The sequence below is a fragment of the Haloferax sp. DFSO52 genome, from assembly GCF_048158745.1.
Classification (GTDB): Archaea; Halobacteriota; Halobacteria; order Halobacteriales; family Haloferacaceae; genus Haloferax.
Window position 1 is genome coordinate 184,960 of record NZ_JBLOPB010000002.1, and the last position, 21,200, is coordinate 206,159.

The following is a 21,200-nucleotide window of genomic DNA, read 5'->3' on the forward strand; positions in this document are numbered from 1 at the left end:
TGGTGAAAATGGCCGTACAAATAACACCAGAGCGCACAGCACTACTGATAACCGACCCACAGGTAGACTTCCTGAAACCGGAGAGCGTCGTCTGGGACCACGTCGGTGAGACAGTCGAAGAGAACAACGTCGTCGACAACCTCGTCAAACTCCGCGATGCAGCACGCGAGGGTGGCATCAAGGTATTCTACTCGCCGCATTACTACGAAGCGGACGAGTACGAGAGTTGGCAGCACCTGAACACCATCGACGGGATGATGTTCGAAACTCGGATGTTCGACCGCGCGGGTTCGGGGAGCGCATTCGTCCCGGAACTGCAACCGGACGACAACACGTTCGTTTGCGCACCGCACAAGCAACTGAGCGGGTTCTGGAGTAACGACATCAACACACAACTCCGCCAGCGCGGGATCGACACCATCGTGCTCGCGGGCATGAGCGCGAACCTCTGTGTCGAGTCACACCTCCGCGACGCAGTCGAGGCAGGATTCGAGGTACTGGTGGTCACCGATGCAACCGCCGCCGCTGGGAAGGAGGCACTCCAGGCCGCCTACACCAACTACGGGTTCATCGCGCACGAGACTGCAACGACCGAGGAAGTCATGCCGAGACTCGCCCGCAAGGAACCCGCTCCAGCGGACGACTAACCGGACTGAAACAGGCCCCTCCCCCTCACCATTCTATGCGTTGACTTCACACGCCGAAACGAATTACCTGTTGGGTGACTAACTACTATTCATGACTTTCACTCGGAGAGACTGGTTACGGACCGTCGGGTCAGTGGGTATCGCTGTCGCTGTTGCAGGATGTTCGTCGGGGTCACAAGGGGGCGGTGGCGGCCAAGCTGATGAGACTGACACACCAGAACCCACCGAGACAGCGACCCAGACACCGACCGAAACGCCGACAGAAACGACAACTGAAACGGAGACACCCTCCGCAGACATCGGCGACTCTGACGAGACAGAGACCACCGAGAAGGGAAAGAACGCCGCCGCAACCGAAGAAAAAGGGACCGTGGCGACAGACAAACAGACGGACGGACTCACGTTCACTGACCACTATCACTACACGATGAACGGTGTGCAAGGTGTCGCCGGAACAGTCGCCAACGAGACTGACACGGAGTTCGAGTCGGTGACTGTCCACGCAACAGTGGATCCCGGTGATGCCGGTCCGTACTCGAGAACGCTCAAGTGGTCACTCCCCCCCGGTGAAACGCAGCGGTTCCAGTTCAAATTCGGCGACGACGCTCCCGAGACCATCGACACGTACACGATCTGGGCGACTGGTGAGAAGTAACTAAGCGTCGAATATTCCTCCTCCAAGTGATTCCACTCGTCCGACATCAAGTAGGTCGAAACATGTGGACTGAGTAGGGTCGACGAGACTGGTTAGGGTCACTGTGTGTTGGCCCCTCGAAACGCTTACGCGTGTTCTGGTCTGTGGCCAGTTTCCGGTGACTGGTCTGTGCCACCAGCGAAGTCTTTTGTGAGTTCTGGGCGGCGGACGTTCCGATTCGTGCGGAATACGTTTTCGGGGTCGTAGCGCTCTTTGACAGCGAGCAGTCGCTCGAAGTTATCACCGTAGGTGGCCTGCACGCGTTCGTCATCCTCGTCCATCGTCTGGAAATTGATGTAGTTCCCCCCTGTCGAGAAGGGGCGGAACTCCGCCCAGGCGTCGCGAACCCACTGTTTGTACTCGTCCCCGTTGGGGTCTGACGGTTCCCACATCCCAGCAGCGCCGTAGGCGAAGTGAGCGTCACGGTTGCCGACAACACCGTCGTCTGCGTCGTGGTCGTTGAGCGCGCCACCGATGTGGGCGATGACCATCTGCGCACCCGGGATGGGGCAGTCCAGCGCCAGTTTCTGCATGGTTTCGAGGAGGTCGTCGCTCAGTTCGGCGGCGAACTCGGTCTTCCAGTAGTAGTGGTTCCCCTTGGGTTGTGTCGCGTCGAGGTACGACTGAAGTTGCGTGTACGGTTGCGCTTGGAGCAGGTCTACGACCGGGTCGCCCAGCGCCCGAATCGGAGCGAGGGCCTCGTCTGTGTCGTCGAGGTCACCCGAATAGCAGATGGCCATCGCACAGATGTGTTTCCCGTGCCACTCTGGTGGGACGAACGGCGCTGCCGGTGCCCGCCGTAACAGCAGGAAAGCCGTCAGTTCCTGTGGCCCGTTGGCCGTTATCTCCTGATACGTTGCGGCGACTTCCTCGGCGCGGTCGAACGGCCAGGCGATGAGGCCGCCGTAGACGGTCGGACCGACTTCGTGGAGGCGATAGGTGAACGAGGTGACGACACCGAGATTGGCACCGGCACCTCTGACGCCCCAGAAGAGGTCGGGATCCGACTCTCGACTCGCCAGACGGACTTCGCCGTCGGCGGTGACGATTTCGACCGACTCGAGGTTGTCTACCGCCCACCCGAACCGACGGGTCAGGTAGCCGAATCCCCCGCCGAGCGTCAGGCCGGCGATACCCGTCTCGGAGACGAAGCCGAGTGGTGTGACGAGTCCATGCAGTTGCGTCTCGCGGTCTACGTCGCCGAGAATACACCCGCCCTGGGCCGTCACAGTTCGCGCCTCGGGGTCGACGATGACGCCACGAAGCGACGACATGTCGATGGTCAGGCCGCCGTCGGCAAGTGCCGTACCGGCGATGTTGTGTCCGCCACCGCGGATTGAGAGAAGCAGGTCGTGCTCGCGGGCAAAGTTCACCGCGGCGACGACGTCGGCGGTGCCGGTCGGTTGGACGACGAGTGCCGGTGTCTTTTCGACCATACCGTTCCAGATGAGTGTTGCATCTGCGTACCCCTCGTCTTCAGGGGTGAGTACTGAGCCACGCAGTTGTTGGCTGAACGATTCGAGCGCATCCTCGGACAGTGTCGTGGTCGCGCCGTCCCGTGTAATGAGTGTTGTTTCTGTCATGATCTATTCTCCTGTAGTCGGTCTGATTGGCGACTCTACAATCGTGTTAGTACGTCGCCAGCTAGCATAATGCACTATTATTTTGTTACGGACAGACTGGTCTTCTGATGGGTCAACGTCCTCTCGCTACGGGACGGGGTCTGAAGACGTGAGAACCAGGTCTACTTCGACCAGAAAATGGGGAACGATTGGCGTTACGAGTTCAGGAGCTCATGTTGACCGGTTCGACGATGAGCGTCCGGGGTCCGACGAGGGCCTTTGCCTCACCCTGTCCGTCGACGTTCTGGGTGATGAGGGCCTTGAGTTCGATGGTGTGTTCGCCCTGTCCGACGTTGGCGATGTACCAGTTGAAGCCGTTCGCGCTGCGGGTTCGGAGGAACAGTTCGATTTGCGCTTCGAGGTTCTCGAAGTCGCTCGTCTTCATGCCGAAGTCGCGGTTGCTGAAGACGACTGAGCCATCGTTTGCACGGCTGTACGAGCCATCACCACCAGTGAAATCGTTTCCGAGCGTACCATCGTCGAATGCTGGGTAGGGTACTGGTTCACCATCGAGTTCGACCCAGCACTCGACACCGGCCGAGGCCACGGACTCGTCGTTGCCTTTGGTCTTGATTTCTGTGTAGAGGCCAACTTCAGCCGTCGCACTAATGATGAGGTCGGTGTTGGTCGAAGTCTTGAAGCTGCCACTCGAGAGAAGCACAGCGTCCGATTGCGTTGCCTTCTGCGCCTTGCTAATCTCTGCGAGAGATGCATCCGCTAGATAGACCTTGTTCGCACCCGAGGCGGCGACTGCCGACGAGGAGCCGAGTCCGCCGAGGGCGAGGAGTCCGAGGCCTGCTGCCCCACCCTTGAGTGCGGTGCGGCGGTCGATTTTGAGTCTGTCGTCTGTTTCTGCGTCGTGTTGTTTCGTCATGGTTTTTCCACTGACACCACAGCCGTTCGCAGTTTTTCGGCGTCTGCTGACTTCCACGGTGGTCAAGTGCTGCGGCCAGTGCCTTTCAGGTTGGTGGGATTACACTTTGTTATGGTTGGATTTCCTGAATGTTTTGAAAGTTAGACTGTCACAAATTCCTGTTATTCGTAGTATACTGATAGTCAACTTTTCCTGAATTTCGGGAGTTGCTAGTCGCTACATTCACGCCAATAGCGTCACCAACACGAACACTCACGCACATTCAGTCGCACTCGCACTACCACTCTCTACGTATGCCAGTGTCGACTGTGTCGAGACGCCACTCAGAGACATCGACTCTCGACTGCGTGGGCGGGCAACGACGAGACGTAGAGAAAAAGCGAGAATCTACCTGTTGGCTCAGTCGAGTTGCTGCAGTCGAGCAATTCGTTTTTCCATCGGTGGGTGCGAGGCGAATAGACGCGCCAGCAGTCCGCTGCTCTGGCCGAAGATACAGAGCGCGCTCACGCTATCGTTGATTGCCGTCCGCTCGACTTGCTCGTTGACGTGTCCTATCTTCGCGAGCGCACTCGCGAGTGCGTCTGGGTTTCCAGTGTACTGGGCAGCGTCTTCGTCGGCGGCGTACTCTCTGACGCGCGAGATGACGAGGACGAAGATGGTGACGAACATCTGTGCGATGATGCTCGCAATCCAGCCGAGAATCCAGCCGACGATTCCGCCGATTGCTTCGTTGACGACGAAGTAGACGCCCCAGCCGAACAGCATGGCGATGCTCTGGCCGAGAACCATCGGAATGACGTCTCGATTCTTCAGGTGGGCGAGTTCGTGTGCGATGACGCCTTCGAGTTCGTCGTCGTCGAGTACCTGCATGAGTTCGGTTCCGAGGACGACGACGCCACTTCCTTGCCGACCGACGGCGAACGCGTTTGGCGCGCCCATCGGTGCGTACATGAGCTTCGGTTTCGGAATCCCCATCTCGTCACAGAGCGTCTCGACGGTCCGATGCACGTCTGCAAACTCGTCTTCGGGGAGTTCTTCGGCATCGATACTCCTGAGTGCGAGCCATTTCCCGAGTTTGTACTGGACACCGGCGAACAACAACGTCAGTACGACGACTGTGACGGCTGACCCGAGAAATTCCCACACTGCCGTCGCGATGAGCATGTAAAACGCGAAGAGAATCGTCCCGGAGACGGCCATTCTGAGCTTGAGTCCGGCGTGTCTCATATCAGCACGTAACACTGTTTGTTGTCTTAACAGTTTGGGGACAGTATCAACTGTGACACATCTCGATTTCGCCAGCCACGACAGACATTTACAGGCAGGGTCTGTCACGACTCGTATGGCACGGGTCTCGCTTCGGGCACATCCAACACGCTGGCGATGGGTACTCTGGGCCCTCCTCGCACTCGGGTTTCTCCTCGTCAGTTTCCATCGCGTGACGACCGCTGTTCTGGCAGACGACCTCTCACGAGCGTTCGACACGACGGGTGCAGAACTCGGATTCCTCCACGCGTCGTTCTTCTACATCTACGCTGGCTTGCAGTTACCGTCCGGAATTCTCGTCGACCGTATGGGGTCGCGCCGAGTCGCTGCCGCCGGTCTCGCTGTGATGTCGCTCGGCGTGTTCGGGTTCGCGCTCGCGCCGACGTACGGGATTTCGTTCGCCTCGCGGGCAGTGTTGGGCCTCGGTGGGAGCGTCCTCTACACGGCGACGTTACGATTCCTTGCGAACTGGTATCGCCCCGACGAGTTCGCCACGATGACCGGGTGGACGATTGCTGCGGCGGGGATGGGTGGTGTTCTCGCGACGACACCGCTGGCGATTGCCATCGACACCGCTGACTGGCGGTCGGTCCTTCTGGCCATCGGCGTCGGCGGTGTGGGTCTCGCCATCGTGACGTTCTTCGTCGTCTGTGACCGCCCGAGCGACGCCGGGTTCGCTCCCATGGACGGCGTCACCCCTTCCGCGACGAACATCGAATTTTCGACCGTCGTCACGAACACCAAACGAGTGTTGCGAGAGGGAGAGACGTGGCTGATGGGGACGATGATGTTTCTCGTCTTGGGGGTGAACTTCACGGTTCTCGGGCTGTGGGGCGTCCCGTACATCTCGGACCTCTACAACGTGACTGTCCGGACGGCGTCGATGTTCGTCTTCGTAGGCAACGTCGGGTTCTTGCTGGGGTCACCGCTCATGGGAACGCTCTCTGACCGACTGGGTCACCGAACCGAGATTATCCTCGGGTCGTGTGTCGTCTTCACGCTCGCGTACAGTCTCATCTTCCTGTTCGTGACGCCGCCGTTGCTCGTCGCTGGCGGGTTGCTCTTCGCCGCCCTGTTCGTCATGGGGGGCGTCCTCATCGCGTTCACCGTCGCCAAAGAACGACACGCTGCGACGGCGAGTGCGACTGCGACTGGTGCGATAAACAGCATGGGATACTTCGGTGCCGCCGTCTTCCCCGCAGTGATGGGATACGCGCTCGACACGTACTGGACCGGCGAGACCGTCGCCGGCGCCCGCGTCTACACCCCCGCAGGCTACCGCGTCGCGTTCGGCATCGCAACCGCCGCGGGCGTCGTCGCGGTCGTCTGCGCGTACCTTCTCCACCGGCGAGAGTCTCGCCCCGATGCGACACCGACAGGGCACGCCGATCCGACTGACTGACCACGGCGTTTCATTCGAGACGCACCTTCTCGGCTACTCTTCACCGGTGCAATGCTGTAGACCTGCCAGTTTCGCAACCGTCTCCGAAATCACTGTCTCGCGGATGTCCAGTGCCGACAGAACTGTTCGTGCTTCTGCTGGCGTCAACCCATAGCAGTCGAAGACGGCAGCATCGAGTTCTTGCTGCGTCGCCGCCAGCGCGTTGTCTATCTTCACGATGTCTCTCGGCGTTTCGTCTCTGTTCATCGCCTCCTCAGCCAGTCCGTCGCTCCACTCGTCGTCGACGTCGGCCGAGTCTTCGGTGTCGTGCATCGTCTTGACCGCGTCTTCGACGCATGCTCGCTCCCCGACTGGGACGGCCGTCTTCTGCAGGACGTGGTGGAGATGGTCGACTTTGGCTCTCGACTCGAAGAGCGCCGTCAGTGCGAGGTAGACCGCCTGTTGCAGTGTCCGAGTCGGGAACTCGACCCACAGAAGTTCGTGTTCGACGCCCCCATCGATACCGTAGATAACGATCGTCGGCTCGTCGTCTGAGCCGACGAACTCGAACGCCGAAAACTCCCGTTCCAGCACGTCTGCGTCGCGCTGAGGGTCCACTGACGAGGTGGCGGTCCACCGTTCTTCTTCATCCTCATCACCCGCACAATGGGTTACCACGTCAGCTTCGGACAGTATCGCCCCGAGACGTTGCGTCTCTGTGGCCACGTGTGCTGTGTGCTCGGTCCAGATTCGACGTATTCGGTGGCGTCTCGCCGTGAGACGCTCTGCTGTCCGGACGACCGGCGTGAGTTCTGTCGTCCCTTCGATAGGGAGGGTGCGAAGCTGCGACAACGACACTCTCGGGAACAGGTCTTGTCCCATCTTCTCGCCCGTGACGAGCGAGGTCAGATACGCCAATCGACTGTTCAGCAGTCCGAGCACGTGTTCGTAGTCGTACGTGTTGTCGGTCAACACGACCGAAATCACCGACTTGGGAAACAGCAGTCGGTCCGTCGAACGCGTGGCTATCAACCCCGTCTCACGCTTCGACGGGACTTCCCGGACGAGGAGTTTCTCGCCGTCGAGAAACCACCGTGGTGGAATGCGGAAGAACTCGGCTTCGGTGTCGACGTACCGGTGTTTCGACCGGTCGAGATGATATCTGGTGAGCGCGTCCCCCCGGGTATCTTCGGCGTAGGAATCGCTCACTTGTGTCTCCGAATGGAACTGCTCGTTCCTGATTTGCGCCTCCGTGTGAAGCGTTCGGTGGTAGAGTTGGTAGCCGACGGTCAGGTCGGCTATCTCGCCCAATTCGACCATGTCTTCGCCCATCTTCGTGCTAATCGCGCTCTCGGCCGTCCCGACGTACGGATTGACGTGATACGCCGGCGGGCCAACGTCCGCCGACCGAATCGTCCGCGTCTCGCTGAACGCTCCGGACGCCTCGATATCACCCACGCGAATCAGTGCCTCGTTCAATCCCTCTGACTCCTTTGTTGTCGGTGGCGCGTTCGTCTCGACGATGACGGCGATGCTGTTCTGTCCGACGCCAGTAAACGCCGTCTCTGGGACGAACGCGATTTTCTCTAGCCGAGCGGTAGACAGCATGACGCGACGCAACTCCCGGGCACCGGGAATAGACAGCCACGTATTCGGCGTGACCATCCCAAGCCGTCCGGTCGTCACCGCGAACGACCGTTCGAGGAAGTACCGATAGAGGTCTGGTTGCCCGGCGTGGTAGTCGTACGTCTGCTGGAGGAACTGTGTGGTGGCGTCCGCCCCGTCGGTTACCCACGGAGGATTGCCGACGACGCAGTCGAATCCCTCGCCCTCACCGAGGACGTGCCAGAACTGCAGCGGCCAGTAGAACGGTGTCGTCTCGTCGACGACGGACGACGGCAATCGGTTCGATTCGAGAAACGTCTCGAACGCTACGTCGAGGCCCTGCCGTATTTTCGACGTTACTTCTTCCGCCCGTCTGAGTGGGGTCGGGTCGTCTGGTGTGTCGAGAAACGTCGTGCGGGCCACACAAACCGTCTGCATCTCGCCTTCGTATCGTTCTCGAAGGTGAGTTCGAACCTGCTCGTCGGGGAGTCCGACGAGCGCATCTCCCCACCCGAGATTCGCGTCCAGCGCAGGGAAGACGCAGTCGCTGGTCAGTGGGTCGTCGCTGGAGGTGATATGTGAGTCGTGCTCGATGGCTTCGAGCCAGATATTGAGTTTCGCAACGGTGAGGGCGTGCCGGTCGAGGTCAATTCCGTGGAGGTGTCGCAGGACGATTCGAGCAGCCACCGACCCCTCCCGATGCGCGGTACAGTGTTCGTCTTCAGTGTACCCGAGCATCCGCTGGAGCGTTTCGAGGCGTTCGATTGCGTCGTCGCCTGCCGAACTCGTCTGTGACGATTCGTCCGAACACTCTCGTCGTGGCTGCTGTTCGTCCGAACACTCTCGTCGTGACTGCCGTTCGTCGTCGAGTACCTCGTACAGGCGGTCGTATTCGTCGCGGATGGTGTCGTACGCTGCGACGAGAAACGACCCCGTCCCACAGGCGGGGTCCAGCACGCTGAACTCGGTGAACGCTGCTGTTGCGTCCTCGGCGTCGTCCCACGACTCGTCCGCGACTGCCGTTTCTACCCGGGTCGAGAGTCGTCGTATCTGCACGCCGACTGTGTCCTCGACGACAGACTCCGAGACGTAGTTCGGTGTGTAGTAGATTCCTCGCCCCTCGCGTCCATCGGCCAGATACTGCTCGTAGATTCGGCCGAAGATATCCGCGTCGATCTGTGTGTAGTCGTAGTCCGTGACTCCCGGCCCTGCCGGTCTGTCTCGCGTTTCGACACCGAGAACCCTCCGAAGCGTCTGATACAACGCCGCCGTGTTCGACTCGACGAGTTCGATGTCTGCGGCGTCGAATCGCGTGATGACTCCTGCGTCGGGGTGTGAATCGACCCAGGCGTCTACGTCCGCGAAGAACGCATCGAGTGCTGCTCGTTCTCCGTCGTTTTCTCGAGCGGTTTCGTGTTTCAGCCACGTGTCTCGAATCCAGTCGGCGTCGGCGACACCGTACGAACTGAGCGTCTGGATGTAGACGAACGTGCTGAGAAGTGCGGCGGCCCTGCCTCTCTGTCTCCGGTCTTCGTCGTCGGTGGCACTGACGTCATCGGTGGCGCTAACGGCGGCGACGTCCGTCACCCATCGGTCGAACTGGTCGAACAAATCCGGCTTCACCGTCAGTCTCCCGCACGTCCGCCGCGTGGTCCAGTCTCGGTGGAGCGTCTCGAATCGGGTGTCGAGCGGTCCACCCGAGGTGCGTGGTGGTCCGGTGAAGAACTCATGACTCACACCTCTGGTGCACGACTGATTAATCGTGTGGTCAGTTCCGGACGACGGTGCTCGAATCGGTCGAAAACGTCAGCTCGGGTCGTACTGGGCCAGCACGAACGGAAACTCGCTTCCGATTTCGTCGTCGACGACGAACTCCCCGACGACCTCGAACCCAACCCGATCCAGCATCTCGTACGTCTCTTCGATGCTCGGGAAACTCCACTGCATCTCGACGCCGGTGTCGAGCCAGTCGGGATTCGACCCTTCCCACGCGTCGCCGCCGACAGTCGCGAGGAGATAGCCACGGGGGCTGAGCACCCGTGCGAACTCCGAAATCACCTGCTCGTGTTCGTCTACCGGGATGTGGATGAGCGAGTAGAAGGCGCAGATGCCATCGAACGAGTCACGCACGAAGGGAAGTGCGGTCATGTCGCCCTGAACGAGCGTCGCCCCCCTGACGTTCGTTCGCGCGAGTCGCAACTGCGAGGCGGAGAAGTCGAGACCGACGGTGTCGAACTCCGAAGCCAACGTGTTCATCACTGGGACACCCTGTCCACATCCTGCATCGAGGACGCGATCTCGTGGGTCGAGGCGGTCGGTGAGTTCGGTAAGCACCCACTCTGGGTCGTCGTTTCGCCTGTCGAAGTACTCCTCGGCGAGGGAATCGTATCCGTCTCGGACCGTTCGTCGTTGCTCTGTCATCGAAAAGCCAAGTCACGTTCAGACGCGACGCCAGCGGGTAAATGTCTTCTCCCGAGCAGCAACGCTCGACGGAGTCTGTCGGTGGCGTAAAAACGTGGAAAACGCGTCTGTCTACCGAAGGTCCCGAACGAAGCGTTCGGGGACGTGGTCGACGAGGTGGTCGGGAATCGCCGCCACGAGCCGTTCCGCAATCGTGACCATCGGTTTGCGCAGGAGTACGTAGACGCCAGAGACGGCGACTGCACCGATGACGACTGTCTGGACCATGCCGTCGAAGACGACGACGGGCGGGACGGCGAACGCGAGGGCCAACGCGAGATCTTCGGGGGACCCATCGTATCGGACCCAGCGCTTCGGCGCAAGCCAGCGACCGTTCCAGTGGTCGTAGACTGCGCGCTCAGAGGTGCCAAGCCACGGTTTGAGTTCGAGGCCGCCGCCGAAGATGTCGGACGCCGAGTGCAGCGCCGCAGCACTGATGAACAGCGCCACGGCGAGCGTCGTCGTCGTCGGGTTCAACGCGGCGATTGCGACTGCCGGCACAGCGAGTGCGCTGAAGTACACTGGGAAGTGAAGCGTCTTTCTGTGACCAGCGTAGAGGTCAAAGTCAGGAAACAGGCCGCCGAGTGCGGCCGCGAGAACCGGCAGTATGCCGGCCTCAGGGACCAACGCCCACACTGCGGTGCCGAGGGCGACACCCGCGAGGGCGTGTGTGGTGGCCATCATCGAAGGTGCGTATGTAATCTGGAGGAAAAACGATGTCGGTAGTCGTGCTAGCACGAGTCACTGTGTCGTTCACCACGCACACACCCGTCCGACTGTCGCGGGGGCTATCTTTTAGCCACCGGGTGTGTATATGTGTACCATGAAGTTCGTTATCGTGGGATACGGTCGCGTCGGGTCACGAACTGCTCGCGTCCTTCGCGAGGAGGGCCACGACGTCACTGTCGTCGACAACAACGACAAGAAAGTAGACCGCGCACTCGATGAGGGATTCGAGGCGATTTTCGGCGACGGCGGGACCGAGAGCGTCCTCAAATCGGCAGGTATCGAAACTGCCGACGCCGTCGGTGGTCTCACTGGCGACCCGAACATCAACTTCGCCGCCTGCATGCTCGGAAAGGAGTTCGGCTGTCGCTCGGTCATGCGAATTAGCGAAGATTACCGGCAGGAGATTTACGAGCGCTACGCCGACGACGTCGACGAAATCGTCTACCCAGAGCGCCTCGGCGCGGCCGGTGCCAAGACGGCCCTCCTCGGTGGTGACTTCAACGCCCTCGGCGACCTGACCGACCAACTCCGTCTCGCGACGTTCAACGTCCCCGAAGATGCGCCAATCGTCGGCGAACACGTCGCAAGCATCGACCTCGGTGCTGACGGCCGAGTGTACGCACACGGACGACAGCGAGAACCGATGACGATTCCGCTTCCGGGGACAGTCGTCGAACCGGGTGACCAACTCGCACTCCTCACCGAGCGTGACGCCCTCGACCGCGTGCGCTCGGCGTTGCTTGGGTGACCGACGGAGTTCGAGATACTGGACGACTTCTTCGACTTCTTTCTGAGACGAGAGACGACGCCACACGAGAGACGACGCCACAGGTCACGCGCGTGTCGCAGAAAAGTCCGACGCCCTGGTGGTGACGCCGAACGCCGTGCCGGGGGAGCCAGAACGGCTATGGTGGTGTGCCGGGCGCGCGGGTGGGAGGATGGGAACTGAGGCCGAATGTGCGCGCCCAGACGACGGATATGTAGCATGGACTATAAACCTGTGTCAGACAGGAGTCGCACGCTGCTGCTCCAGCCCCTGTTCGTGACGTGTCTCTGGGATGGCTCCGGTCTGGTGTCACCCGCTAGTAGACGAGTTTTCCTTCGATGAATCGCCGGACTCGGTCGTCAGATGGCGCGTCGAACACGCGGTCTGTCGGCCCCGATTCGATACAGGTTCCATCGAGGAGGACGGCCGTCCGGTCGGAGACTCGTTGTGCCTGCTGCATGTCGTGGGTGGCCAACGCGACGGCGATACCCCGGTCTCTCGCTTCACGCATCGCAGACTCGATGGCCGCGGTGTTTCGCGGGTCGAGGTTCGACGTGGGTTCGTCCAGAAGCAACACGTCCGGGTCGGGTGCGAGTGCGCGGGCGATGGCGACTCGCTGTGCTTCACCGGCAGACAGTGACCGAGCATCCCGGTCGAGTTTGTCGCGCATACCAACCGTCTCTAACGCGCGCTCGACCGTTGGTGAGGGGTCTGTGTCCCCAAACACGTCCCCGACGGTTCGGCGGAGCCGCGCCCGCCACGACTGCCGAACCCGAAGTCCGTACGAGACGTTGTCAGCGACAGACGACGAGAACAGACTCCGGGTCTGGAAGCCCATCCCGATGCGGCGTCTGGCGGCGAGTCGTTGCTCGTCGGGCATCGCCCACACGTCCTCGCCACCGAATTCGACCGTTCCAGCGTTCGGTCGCTCGAACAGCGCGAGCAGTCGAAAGAGCGTAGTTTTTCCCGTCCCTGACGGGCCGACGACGGCCAATATCTCGCCGGGTTCGACGGCTATCGAGACATCTTCTAGGATTGCGCCGTCACCGTACCCGTGAGTGAGTCCTCGGGCTGTGAGGCTCGTCTGGGTCGTCGTTCGCTCGCCGCCCGGCGACTGACCGACGGAGTGGTTGCTGTCGGTCATCGGTACTCACCACCGGGTGTTCTGTCACGGAATCGTGCGCCGAGCGCGTTCACGAAGAGCACGAGTGCGAGCAGGATGACACCGAGCGCGATACCCGTCTCGATGTTCCCCTTCCTCGCTTCGACGGTAATCGCCGTCGTGAGCGTCCGCGTGAACGAGATGTCGTCAGAGAAGACGATGTTGCCGCCGACGATGAGCACTGACCCGACTTCGCTGATGGCTCGACCATAGGCGGCCAGGAGGGCGGTTACGATGCCGTACCGCGCTTCACGGATGACGAGCAGTCCCACGTCGGCAGGGGTGGCGCCCGTCGCGAAGGCGGCGTCTCTGAGGTCCTGTGGGACCGACTGAATCGCAGACAGTGCGACACTCACGAGGACAGGGAGCGCGAGAACTGTCTGTGAGAGAATCATCGCCTCGGGCGTAAACAGGAGTTCGAACTCACCGAGTGGCCCGGACCGCGAGAGCAACAAGAGGACGATGAGTCCGACGACGACGCTGGGAAACCCCATCCCCGTCGAGATGATGGAGGTGACGATGGACTTGCCACGGAAGTCACGGAACCCGACGGCGAGGGCCGCAGGTAAGCCGATTGCGGCGCTGAGGAAGACTGCCACCGTACTCACGTAGAGTGAGACGAACGTGATGCTGACGAGATAGGTCAGGTTCAGGTCGCCAAGGCCTAACACGAGCGAAGGTGGGTGCGGACTGGACTAAAAGTCCTCGGGGACGTTCTCATCGACCCACTGCTCGAACTGTGCGTCCGAGACAGACGCCGACGTGTTGCCGCCGTCGTACTCCGCTGGGACGTACTGGTCGAACTGCGGCGACTCAGACAGCGCGTTCGGGAAGAACAACTGCGACCCGTCGACGGTGTAGTTGCTGATCATCTCTTGGCCCTCGGGACTCGTCAGGAACCCGGCGTAGGCCATCGCCAGCGGGTAGTTCACGTCGGGGTACTTCGCCGGATTCACCGGGATGACGCCGTAGGGGTTCTTCAGGATGGCCGGTCCGCCTTCGAGCGGCCCCTGAACGAGAATCTGGAGGTCGATGTTGCTCTTCGTGGCGAGATACGTCCCGCGGTCCGAGAGCGTGTACGCACCGGACTGGTCTGCCTGCACGAGTGTGTCGCCCATGCCCTTGCCAATCTCGCGGTACCATTTTCCAGCGGGCGAGACACCTGCGGCCTCCCAGACGAGCAGTTCTTTCTTGTTCGTCCCGCTGTCGTCACCGCGTGAGACGAACGTCGAGTCAGATTCAGCGATGGCCGCGAAGGCGTCGGTGGCGCTGGACACTCCCTGTATTCCAGCGGGGTCGTCTGCCGGGCCGACGATGACGAAATCGTTGAACATCACGTCGCGTCGGTTGACGCCGTAGCCGTCTTTGAGGAACTGGTCTTCGGCACCTCGCGCGTGGACGAGAATCACGTCGGCGTCGCCATTTCTGGCCGTCTCAATCGCTGCGCCCGTCCCCTGCGGGATGGTCTTCACACGAGCGTTGAACTTCTCTTCGAATACGGGATTGAGGGCGTCGAGGAGGCCCGTGTCGTAGGTACTCGTCGTGGTTGCGAGCGTCAACTCCTGTTTCGTGCCGCTCGAACCGCCGTCCGAGTCTCCACCGGACGCAGTCGTCTCGCCTCCGTCCGCCTGCGCTGGGTTCGAATCACCTGTACAGCCACTCAGTCCAAAGATTGCACCGACGCCGGCCGCTTGCAAGAAGCGTCGTCGCTGAATCGCCATGCTACCCTCCTATGGCGAGTGAAAGTTAACTGTTTCTCACTTGGTGTAATTGATTATGGTTTCATATCAACCACATGTTGTTAATTTGAATCTGGTACTGGTTGCGTCTGGTGCCGGTTGTGTATTGTACCGGTTGCGTCTGGTACTGGTTGCGTCTGGTGCCCGTTATGTTGCGTTGCGTCGGATTCTTTTCGACCGGATGCGTCGTCTTCAGTATGACATGGGAGTCACTGTTCGCCCGCGCCGCCGAGTACGAGACGACAGACGCCGATATCTCCGACGCACTTCGTGCCCGCCGAGGCGACGATGCCTGACAGCGACCCCAAACCGACACGCGTCGTCGCCGACGCCGACGTTCTTGTCTCGGACCTCCTCGTCGGCGGTGCGTCCCGGGATGCGCTCGACCACCTCCGCCAACACTCGTGGACGACGCTCGTCGCCAGCGAGCCACTTCTCGACGACGCGGAGGCAATCATCACCACGCTCGCAGACGAGTCGCTCGCCGCCGACTGGCGCGAGAAAGTCGAATCGTGGGTCGAACTCGTCGACCACCCCGACGGCGACCAACCAGCGCTCGCGTCCGCCTATCGCAGTGGTGCGATGCATCTCCTCACCTTCGACGACCGACTCACCTCTGCGAAGACCGGTGCCGCACTGGGCGGCCGATTTCCTATCAGTATCCGCCATCCGAAGGCGTTCGCGACGCTCTTCTCACCGGCGAGTCTCTACGCGGAAGTCGCAGACGGCGAGTACCCCGGCCCGGACCGCGACCCGCGAGCCTGACGGGAGGACTAACTACTCGCTCAGCATCACCTGTGTCACGGCGTAAACTGCGATGACCGTCACCAGACCGAATCCGACTGCGACGCCGACGCTCTCCGAAGCCCCCTGAAAGAACACCGCGATGGCGGCGAAGACGGCGACTCCGTACCCTCCTGCCGCACCGGCGGCGATGGTCTTCGTGCGATTCATACCCTTCTAGACGTCGCAGCGCAGGGTGGTCTCACGCCCTCGAAATGGAGGTCGTTGATACACGCTGCCGGAATCGAGCCCTCGCTAATCGGTCGTTATTCTCGGACGTGACACCCCAACTCTTCGAGTCTCGTCGTCGCCGCCTCCACGTCTGCGTCTTTCACCAGCACGTGGTCGGTCGAATACGCGGAGATGGCGAATATCGAGATGTCTTCGTCGGCGAGCGCGGTGGCCACCGCCGCCAGAAAGCCGACGAGTTCGAACGGGAGGACCATCTCGAAGGTGAGGCGCTTCCACCCGCGTTCGGCTTCGATAACGTTCGAGTCGTCGATGGTACCCGTTTCGGCGATGACTGTCGTCTCGGTTTCGTCTCGAATCGTTGCGAACGCGGACGACTCGGGGCGTTCGGTCTTGTAGACGGTGTACGTCGCCTCGGAGACGGTGACCGTGCCGCCGTCGAGGAAGTCGGTGGAGTCCATACAGAGAGTGTCGCACCTGTCTGTGTAAACGATACGTTTGGTGTCTGTTTCTGCTCCTGTGTGGCGGTACTCGTGAACCACATTGGCCACGAAATGAACCTCCCGGTCACCATACGAACCCCCTGTCAGCAAGCGCACGATTGGACGAACGTCGACAGCGAGCTCGTTCGGCAGGCTTCGATTGGAAGCAATTGGTTGATACCGTCGTCTAATATTGAATGTCACCAAATATTGCGCGAATCATTATGCGCTCAGAAAGCGTTCTTTCGATTGAGGTGAACAAATGATGAGTTCCATCTCAGAACGTTCCAATCAGTACATGTTGAAGTGGCCGCTCCTGTTCGCGGTCGCGGTTATCGTCGGCAAGACGGTCATCGAAACGGCTGGCGTCATCGCCGGTGGGGCGGTCGGTCTGCCCGAACCGGCACTCCCTATCATCGCCCTCCTGCTCGCGTCGGCCATCGCCCTCGGCCTCGTCTGGTGGTCCGGGTGGTGGCGTGACTCCGGCTTCGTCACGACCGTGCGAAATCTCCCTGCCCTGACGGTGCCGTTCCTTATCCTGTTCCCCATCGTGATTTACTTCGGCGTGGTCGAGATGGACGGCCCAGTCTTCGGATTCCTCCTCCTGCTGTTCTTCCTCACTGGGCTCTCCGAAGAGGTGTTCTACCGTGGATTCCTCCTCCGATTGTTCCTGCCGCGCGGCCGGGTCTACGCGGTGGTCGTCACGGCGGTCCTGTTCGGGCTGAGCCACCTGCCGCAGTTGCTTCAGGGGCTGACACTCACCGACAACGCCATCCAAATCACTCAGGCCATCATCTTCGGCCTGCTCTACGGGGCTGTCCGCCTCCGAATCGACAGCATCTGGCCGCTCGTGTTCATGCACATGCTATTCGACGTGAGCGCTGCGATAGGTGGGGTGTTCGGGCCCACCGCGGTCCGGACCATCTCCGACATCCCGCTCGCCCTCTGGCTGGTCATTCTCGTCCCGAGCCTCATCGCGGCGGGCTACTACCTCTGGAAGCCGAGTACGGCGACAATCGACGGCCATCCAATCTCCGAACAGCCCGAACAGCCCGAACCGACAGTCGGTGGTGGAGCGCGACCGGGATAATCGCTCGACGGACGCTTCGCGCCCGACGACGTACGCCTCGCTACCGCTCGGCGTACCACGTCGCAAACTTCGCTAACGCCCGCCCACGGTGCGAGATACCGTTTTTCTCCGACGCGGTCATCTCTGCGAACGTCTTCCCGTCGTGTTCGAAGATAGGGTCGTAGCCGAACCCGCCCTCACCACGCGGTGGGACGATTCGGCCGTTGACGACGCCTTCGAACAGTTTCACGGGGAGGGCTTCGGTCTCTTCTACACCCTGTTCTGCGCCGCGGGCGGCGGCGACGGTCCGGTCGTCTCTGTCGACGGGGTCCGGACTCGCCTCGAACGGGTCGCCGTCACAGTACGCGAGAATGCATCGGAAGGACGCGCGGCGGGGTTCGTCGAGTTCGGCGGCCGCGAGTCGGTACACCGTCTCGACGCCGAGGGTGTCTTCGGCGTACGACGAGTACGGGCCGGGGAAGCCGCCGAAGCCGTCGATGAAGAGGCCGGCGTCGTCGACGAGCACGGGTTCGTCGGCGTAGCGGAAGGCTTCGCGTGCGCCGTGGGCGGCGATAGCGCCGAGTTCCGGTGCCTGAATCTCCGTGTAGTCGAAGTCGAGTTGGGTAACGTCGTCGTCGAGATAGTCGAGGGCCTCGCGGACCTTGCCCTCGTTCGTCGTGACGTATCTGAGCATACCCGCTCATCTGCGGGCGGGCGTCGAAAAGTCGTCGGTGTGGCCGTGGCGCGTCAGGAGCGCACAGTCTCTCTCAGTCGACGATGACTTCGACTGGGCCTTCGTCTGCTTCGTCTTCCATCTCTTTTTCTTCACGCTTCTGGCGCTCGTTCCAGAGCAGTCCGCCGGCGACGAGGAGGACGACCCACGACCGCCAGCTTGCGAGATTCAGGGTGTAGCCGATGCCGAACGGCTTCTCGACGAGCATTCCCTTGCCGGGTTGCCAGTACGACGAGAGGAGGCGACCTGCGCTCGGGCGCTCGAAGTTGTAGGGGATACCGAAGAGCGTTCCACTTTGTGGTTTGTCTGCCATACGTGATTGGTACGCCCGCTGACGATAAATCGTTTTGGCCTGCCGACTGGTTCCGACTACCCTGACTACCGGTATCGACCACGGGATTCGACTTCGCGGAGTCGGTCGATTACCTCCGTAGACCCGACAGATTCGTAGCCTGCTTCGAGTGCGTCGAGGAGCGGACCGGCGTCGTCCGCGGTTCCTTCGACGCTCTGGGCGAAGACGTGGAGGTCCATCGCCTGGTCTTCGACGTGGCCGGTGTGGAAGCCGAGCCCGAAATCGATGAGGTGAACCTGCGTCTCACCATCCGGACCGATTCCGACGCGGACGTTCCGTGTCGTCGGGTCGCCGTGGACGATGCCCGCGTCGTGGATGCGCGCGAGATACTCGCCCACGACGCGAACCGCCTCGGGTTCGAGTCGCTCTGCGAGGTCTGAGTCACCGACGTTCTGGAACGTGATGACGCCCTCGACGGGGTCGATATCTTGGATGACTGGCGTCCGAACGCCGGCGCGGCGAGCGTCGCTCGTCAACCGCGCTTCGGCCTTCGTCCGCTCTCTCCGGAGTCTGTCGTCGAGCTTCGGGTGTCGGTACGTCTTCGGGACGCGACGTTTTACGACCTCGTCTGGACCGATATCGACTGTCGCTTCGGCCCCGCGAATCGCCCCGTCGTCGGTGAAGGCGCGAGCCACCGATTCGTCGGTGCCGCGCCACGTCACGTCGACCTGGTCCGGGCGGAAGTTCGGGTCCACGGCGGAGTCTCCGACTGCGAGGGTGTCGCCTGCGGCGAACATCCGCGCCCCGCAGAGTGCAATCATCCCCGCGTTATCGCCGAGGAAGCGCGGTTCGGGTGCGTGGAACTTCGCGCCGCGCTGGTCGCACATCTCGGCAAGCATCTCGCGGAGACGGGCGTTGTTTCCGACGCCCCCACCGAGGACAAGTTCGTCCGTTCCCGTGAGCGACAGTGCGCGCTCGGCGACTTCTGTGAGCATGCCGAAGATGGTCTCTTGCAACCCGGCAGAGATATCTTCGACTGGCGTCCCGGCGTCTGCTTCGTCCTTCGCGGCGCTCATGATGCCGGAAAACGAGAAGTCCATCCCTTTGACGACGTACGGAAGTTCGACGTAGTCGCCGTCTTTCGCCGCCGCTTCGACCTTTGGACCGCCGGGGTGTTTCCACCCGACGTGGCGGGTGAACTTGTCGATAGAGTTGCCGACGCCGGTGTCCATCGTCTCACCGAGGACGCGGTAGCGGCCGTTGTGATACCCGAGCAGGTGAGCGTTCGCTCCCGAGGCGTTCAGACAGACTGGTGAGTCGAATCCCGACTGGTAGCGACCGATTTCGAGGTGTGCGACCATGTGGTTGACGCCGACGAGCGGCACGTCCAGCGTCTGCGCCACAGAACGGGCCGCAGTGCCGACGATGCGGAGACACGGCCCCAGCCCCGGACCGCGAGAGAACGCGACAGCATCGACGACAGGGCCGTCACCGGTGTGTCTGTCGGCGGCGTGCGCGAGGGCGGTTTCGACGACTTCGGGGATGGCGTTCCCCATGTGTTCGGCCGCTTCGCGTGGGTGGATGCCGCCGCTGTCCGGCTGGTACGGGTTCGATTCGATGAAGATGTGGTCGGCAGTGGGGTCGGGCGTCCGGTCGGTCGCGGACGTGAGCGCGGCGGAGTCGTCCGTCTCGAAAATCGCTGCGCTCGCGGCCCACGCAGTACCTTCGATTCCGAGAATGCGCATCGAGAGTTGGTTGAAAACGGCGATTCGAAACCGGAATTAGGCCTCTTCGGCCTCGGCTTCGACGTCGGCGTCGGCGTCAGTGATCTTGTTGCGTTCGAGCATGTGTTCCTGTTCGACGTCGCGGGCGAACTCGGGGCTCTCGTAGACCTTCGCGTAGCCTGCGGTCTTGCGCATGCCGAACTTCGTGTCGAGTTCGTGGACGACGACTTCGTCGGAGTCCTTGTTCAGTTTTGCCGCGAGAGAGTCGCGAACCGACAGACGGGAGGGCGTCGCTTCCTCGTGGACGATCTCGAAGCGAACGTCCGAGCGGTGCAACATGGGGTTCTCCTCCTCGGAGATGATTTCGATTTCCATGGTTAGTTACCCGTAAATGCCCGCGAAGCAAGTAAAAGGATTTCGAAGGGAGAGGAGTGCCGACGAGTCAGGCCTCGATGGGAGCAAGAACTGCCGCAGTATCGCCGTCGAATCGGGCGAGGAGGTCACGCATCTCCGTTTTCGCGGCCTCATCGACGGTGAGACGGACCATTCCTTCGTCTGGTTGCCCGTAGACGACTGTCGACCCGAGCGGTGCGGCGAGGACCGCCGGGAGGGTCGCGAGGTCCTCTTCGCCCTCGACGAGGATGGTCGTGGGTTCGTCTGCATCGAGGGCGTCTCGGAGCGCCGCGACGAGCGCACGGGAAATCGTGCCGGGGTCGTTGGTGACTTCGACGAGTCGGCCGGTTTCGACCGCACGACGAATCTCGTCGCTGACGGCTTCTCGTTTGGTCTTTCCGTCGATAACCGCGACGTCAGGTGGTCGGCCGGCGCGACGGAGGTAGAAGGTGACGACGTCGCCAACGGCGACGAGTGGGGCGGTCGATTCCTCGCTCGATGCGTCTGCGAGGAGCGCCTCGGCCTCTGTGTAGACCGGGCCGAACGGCTCTTTGAACGCTGCGCGGAGCGCCGTCGGCAGGGTGAGCATT

Annotated in this window: 22 protein-coding genes; 6 read left to right on the top strand and 16 right to left on the bottom strand. The window is 61.5% G+C overall.

Translation table 11 applies throughout. The features are described 5' to 3' along the window. The first annotated feature begins 8 nt into the window (after window positions 1-8). Both ACK3SC_RS10660 and ACK3SC_RS10665 read left to right on the top strand, forming a co-directional pair. Window positions 9-647 (top strand): cysteine hydrolase family protein, encoded by a 639-nt coding sequence (locus ACK3SC_RS10660; RefSeq protein WP_416840155.1) that lies wholly within the window; start codon window positions 9-11, stop codon window positions 645-647. 91 nt (window positions 648-738) lie between these two features. Beyond that, entirely contained in the window at window positions 739-1,302 is a 564-nt protein-coding gene (locus ACK3SC_RS10665; protein ID WP_416840156.1) for a hypothetical protein, read from the top strand. Between the two features lie 125 nt (window positions 1,303-1,427). On the opposite strand, the gene ACK3SC_RS10670 is transcribed toward ACK3SC_RS10665, so the two are convergent. The 3 genes from ACK3SC_RS10670 to ACK3SC_RS10680 all read right to left on the bottom strand — a co-directional run bounded on the left by ACK3SC_RS10670 (window position 1,428) and on the right by ACK3SC_RS10680 (window position 5,064). Beyond that, the gene (locus ACK3SC_RS10670) at window positions 1,428-2,924 is read right to left on the bottom strand and encodes an FAD-binding oxidoreductase (RefSeq protein ID WP_416840157.1); all 1,497 of its coding nucleotides are present in this window, start codon (window positions 2,922-2,924) and stop codon (window positions 1,428-1,430) included. 202 nt (window positions 2,925-3,126) lie between these two features. Further along, on the bottom strand, window positions 3,127-3,837 hold the full coding sequence (locus ACK3SC_RS10675; protein WP_416840158.1) for a hypothetical protein: 711 nt from the start codon (window positions 3,835-3,837) through the stop codon (window positions 3,127-3,129). 399 nt (window positions 3,838-4,236) lie between these two features. After that, window positions 4,237-5,064, bottom strand: coding sequence for a M48 family metalloprotease (locus tag ACK3SC_RS10680; RefSeq protein WP_416840159.1), 828 nt, complete (start codon window positions 5,062-5,064; stop codon window positions 4,237-4,239). A 115-nt stretch (window positions 5,065-5,179) separates the two neighbouring features. Between ACK3SC_RS10680 and ACK3SC_RS10685 the strand changes: the two genes are divergently transcribed. Next, a complete protein-coding gene (locus tag ACK3SC_RS10685; RefSeq protein ID WP_416840160.1) occupies window positions 5,180-6,505 on the top strand; it encodes an MFS transporter in 1,326 nt (441 codons plus the stop codon). Between the two features lie 33 nt (window positions 6,506-6,538). Here the strand turns inward: ACK3SC_RS10685 and ACK3SC_RS10690 are convergent, their stop codons facing one another. From ACK3SC_RS10690 to ACK3SC_RS10700, 3 genes are all read right to left on the bottom strand, one after another. Beyond that, on the bottom strand, window positions 6,539-9,826 hold the full coding sequence (locus tag ACK3SC_RS10690; protein WP_416840161.1) for an Eco57I restriction-modification methylase domain-containing protein: 3,288 nt from the start codon (window positions 9,824-9,826) through the stop codon (window positions 6,539-6,541). 69 nt (window positions 9,827-9,895) lie between these two features. Then, window positions 9,896-10,510, bottom strand: a complete 615-nt coding sequence (locus ACK3SC_RS10695) for a class I SAM-dependent methyltransferase (RefSeq protein ID WP_416840162.1) — start codon at window positions 10,508-10,510, stop codon at window positions 9,896-9,898. Window positions 10,511-10,621: 111 nt separating this feature from the next. After that, window positions 10,622-11,233, bottom strand: a complete 612-nt coding sequence (locus ACK3SC_RS10700; protein ID WP_416840163.1) for a metal-dependent hydrolase — start codon at window positions 11,231-11,233, stop codon at window positions 10,622-10,624. Between the two features lie 139 nt (window positions 11,234-11,372). Between ACK3SC_RS10700 and ACK3SC_RS10705 the strand changes: the two genes are divergently transcribed. Next, entirely contained in the window at window positions 11,373-12,026 is a 654-nt protein-coding gene (locus ACK3SC_RS10705) for a potassium channel family protein (RefSeq protein WP_416840164.1), read from the top strand. A gap of 334 nt (window positions 12,027-12,360) precedes the next feature. On the opposite strand, the gene ACK3SC_RS10710 is transcribed toward ACK3SC_RS10705, so the two are convergent. From ACK3SC_RS10710 to ACK3SC_RS10720, 3 genes are read right to left on the bottom strand one after another with little or no spacing between them, the layout of a single operon-like run. Continuing rightward, window positions 12,361-13,188: a phosphate ABC transporter ATP-binding protein gene (locus ACK3SC_RS10710; protein WP_416840165.1), complete on the bottom strand. Its 828-nt coding sequence runs from the start codon at window positions 13,186-13,188 to the stop codon at window positions 12,361-12,363. Further along, window positions 13,185-13,877, bottom strand: coding sequence for an ABC transporter permease (locus tag ACK3SC_RS10715; protein ID WP_416840166.1), 693 nt, complete (start codon window positions 13,875-13,877; stop codon window positions 13,185-13,187). Before ACK3SC_RS10715 ends, ACK3SC_RS10710 begins: the two co-directional genes overlap by 4 nt. A 24-nt stretch (window positions 13,878-13,901) precedes the next feature. Further along, a complete protein-coding gene (locus tag ACK3SC_RS10720; protein WP_416840167.1) occupies window positions 13,902-14,927 on the bottom strand; it encodes a substrate-binding domain-containing protein in 1,026 nt (341 codons plus the stop codon). A 306-nt stretch (window positions 14,928-15,233) separates the two neighbouring features. Between ACK3SC_RS10720 and ACK3SC_RS10725 the strand changes: the two genes are divergently transcribed. Beyond that, window positions 15,234-15,710: a PIN domain-containing protein gene (locus ACK3SC_RS10725; protein WP_416840168.1), complete on the top strand. Its 477-nt coding sequence runs from the start codon at window positions 15,234-15,236 to the stop codon at window positions 15,708-15,710. A 12-nt stretch (window positions 15,711-15,722) separates the two neighbouring features. Here the strand turns inward: ACK3SC_RS10725 and ACK3SC_RS10730 are convergent, their stop codons facing one another. Then, complete coding sequence (locus ACK3SC_RS10730; protein WP_416840169.1) at window positions 15,723-15,899, bottom strand: hypothetical protein; 177 nt, start codon at window positions 15,897-15,899, stop codon at window positions 15,723-15,725. A 95-nt stretch (window positions 15,900-15,994) separates the two neighbouring features. Continuing rightward, on the bottom strand, window positions 15,995-16,378 hold the full coding sequence (locus ACK3SC_RS10735; protein ID WP_416840170.1) for an ACT domain-containing protein: 384 nt from the start codon (window positions 16,376-16,378) through the stop codon (window positions 15,995-15,997). 286 nt (window positions 16,379-16,664) lie between these two features. On the opposite strand from ACK3SC_RS10735, the gene ACK3SC_RS10740 reads away from it, so the two are divergent. Then, window positions 16,665-17,489, top strand: coding sequence for a CPBP family intramembrane glutamic endopeptidase (locus tag ACK3SC_RS10740; RefSeq protein WP_416840171.1), 825 nt, complete (start codon window positions 16,665-16,667; stop codon window positions 17,487-17,489). Window positions 17,490-17,529: 40 nt separating this feature from the next. On the opposite strand, the gene ACK3SC_RS10745 is transcribed toward ACK3SC_RS10740, so the two are convergent. The 5 genes from ACK3SC_RS10745 to ACK3SC_RS10765 all read right to left on the bottom strand — a co-directional run bounded on the left by ACK3SC_RS10745 (window position 17,530) and on the right by ACK3SC_RS10765 (window position 21,199). After that, window positions 17,530-18,162, bottom strand: coding sequence for a non-canonical purine NTP pyrophosphatase (locus ACK3SC_RS10745; RefSeq protein ID WP_416840172.1), 633 nt, complete (start codon window positions 18,160-18,162; stop codon window positions 17,530-17,532). A 73-nt stretch (window positions 18,163-18,235) separates the two neighbouring features. Further along, window positions 18,236-18,514 (bottom strand): DUF5808 domain-containing protein, encoded by a 279-nt coding sequence (locus tag ACK3SC_RS10750; RefSeq protein WP_151112051.1) that lies wholly within the window; start codon window positions 18,512-18,514, stop codon window positions 18,236-18,238. Between the two features lie 65 nt (window positions 18,515-18,579). After that, window positions 18,580-20,238, bottom strand: coding sequence for a bifunctional N(6)-L-threonylcarbamoyladenine synthase/serine/threonine protein kinase (locus ACK3SC_RS10755; RefSeq protein ID WP_416840173.1), 1,659 nt, complete (start codon window positions 20,236-20,238; stop codon window positions 18,580-18,582). Window positions 20,239-20,274: 36 nt separating this feature from the next. Continuing rightward, window positions 20,275-20,592 (bottom strand): 30S ribosomal protein S24e, encoded by a 318-nt coding sequence (locus ACK3SC_RS10760; RefSeq protein WP_416840174.1) that lies wholly within the window; start codon window positions 20,590-20,592, stop codon window positions 20,275-20,277. Window positions 20,593-20,659: 67 nt separating this feature from the next. Beyond that, a complete protein-coding gene (locus ACK3SC_RS10765) occupies window positions 20,660-21,199 on the bottom strand; it encodes a GTP-dependent dephospho-CoA kinase family protein (protein WP_416840175.1) in 540 nt (179 codons plus the stop codon). Window position 21,200 lies beyond the last annotated feature (1 nt).

Bases quoted from the DNA above. Each gene is read 5' to 3' on its own strand.
- ACK3SC_RS10730 (WP_416840169.1), bottom strand. From the start codon at position 15,899: ATGAATCGCACGAAGACCATCGCCGCCGGTGCGGCAGGAGGGTACGGA.
- ACK3SC_RS10720 (WP_416840167.1), bottom strand. From the start codon at position 14,927: ATGGCGATTCAGCGACGACGCTTCTTGCAAGCGGCCGGCGTCGGTGCA.
- ACK3SC_RS10700 (WP_416840163.1), bottom strand. From the start codon at position 11,233: ATGATGGCCACCACACACGCCCTCGCGGGTGTCGCCCTCGGCACCGCA.
- ACK3SC_RS10740 (WP_416840171.1), top strand. From the start codon at position 16,665: ATGAGTTCCATCTCAGAACGTTCCAATCAGTACATGTTGAAGTGGCCG.
- ACK3SC_RS10745 (WP_416840172.1), bottom strand. From the start codon at position 18,162: ATGCTCAGATACGTCACGACGAACGAGGGCAAGGTCCGCGAGGCCCTC.
- ACK3SC_RS10750 (WP_151112051.1), bottom strand. From the start codon at position 18,514: ATGGCAGACAAACCACAAAGTGGAACGCTCTTCGGTATCCCCTACAAC.
- ACK3SC_RS10760 (WP_416840174.1), bottom strand. From the start codon at position 20,592: ATGGAAATCGAAATCATCTCCGAGGAGGAGAACCCCATGTTGCACCGC.
- ACK3SC_RS10710 (WP_416840165.1), bottom strand. From the start codon at position 13,188: ATGACCGACAGCAACCACTCCGTCGGTCAGTCGCCGGGCGGCGAGCGA.
- ACK3SC_RS10675 (WP_416840158.1), bottom strand. From the start codon at position 3,837: ATGACGAAACAACACGACGCAGAAACAGACGACAGACTCAAAATCGAC.
- ACK3SC_RS10695 (WP_416840162.1), bottom strand. From the start codon at position 10,510: ATGACAGAGCAACGACGAACGGTCCGAGACGGATACGATTCCCTCGCC.
- ACK3SC_RS10660 (WP_416840155.1), top strand. From the start codon at position 9: ATGGCCGTACAAATAACACCAGAGCGCACAGCACTACTGATAACCGAC.
- ACK3SC_RS10735 (WP_416840170.1), bottom strand. From the start codon at position 16,378: ATGGACTCCACCGACTTCCTCGACGGCGGCACGGTCACCGTCTCCGAG.
- ACK3SC_RS10685 (WP_416840160.1), top strand. From the start codon at position 5,180: ATGGCACGGGTCTCGCTTCGGGCACATCCAACACGCTGGCGATGGGTA.
- ACK3SC_RS10765 (WP_416840175.1), bottom strand. From the start codon at position 21,199: ATGCTCACCCTGCCGACGGCGCTCCGCGCAGCGTTCAAAGAGCCGTTC.
- ACK3SC_RS10705 (WP_416840164.1), top strand. From the start codon at position 11,373: ATGAAGTTCGTTATCGTGGGATACGGTCGCGTCGGGTCACGAACTGCT.
- ACK3SC_RS10725 (WP_416840168.1), top strand. From the start codon at position 15,234: ATGCCTGACAGCGACCCCAAACCGACACGCGTCGTCGCCGACGCCGAC.
- ACK3SC_RS10665 (WP_416840156.1), top strand. From the start codon at position 739: ATGACTTTCACTCGGAGAGACTGGTTACGGACCGTCGGGTCAGTGGGT.
- ACK3SC_RS10680 (WP_416840159.1), bottom strand. From the start codon at position 5,064: ATGAGACACGCCGGACTCAAGCTCAGAATGGCCGTCTCCGGGACGATT.
- ACK3SC_RS10755 (WP_416840173.1), bottom strand. From the start codon at position 20,238: ATGCGCATTCTCGGAATCGAAGGTACTGCGTGGGCCGCGAGCGCAGCG.
- ACK3SC_RS10670 (WP_416840157.1), bottom strand. From the start codon at position 2,924: ATGACAGAAACAACACTCATTACACGGGACGGCGCGACCACGACACTG.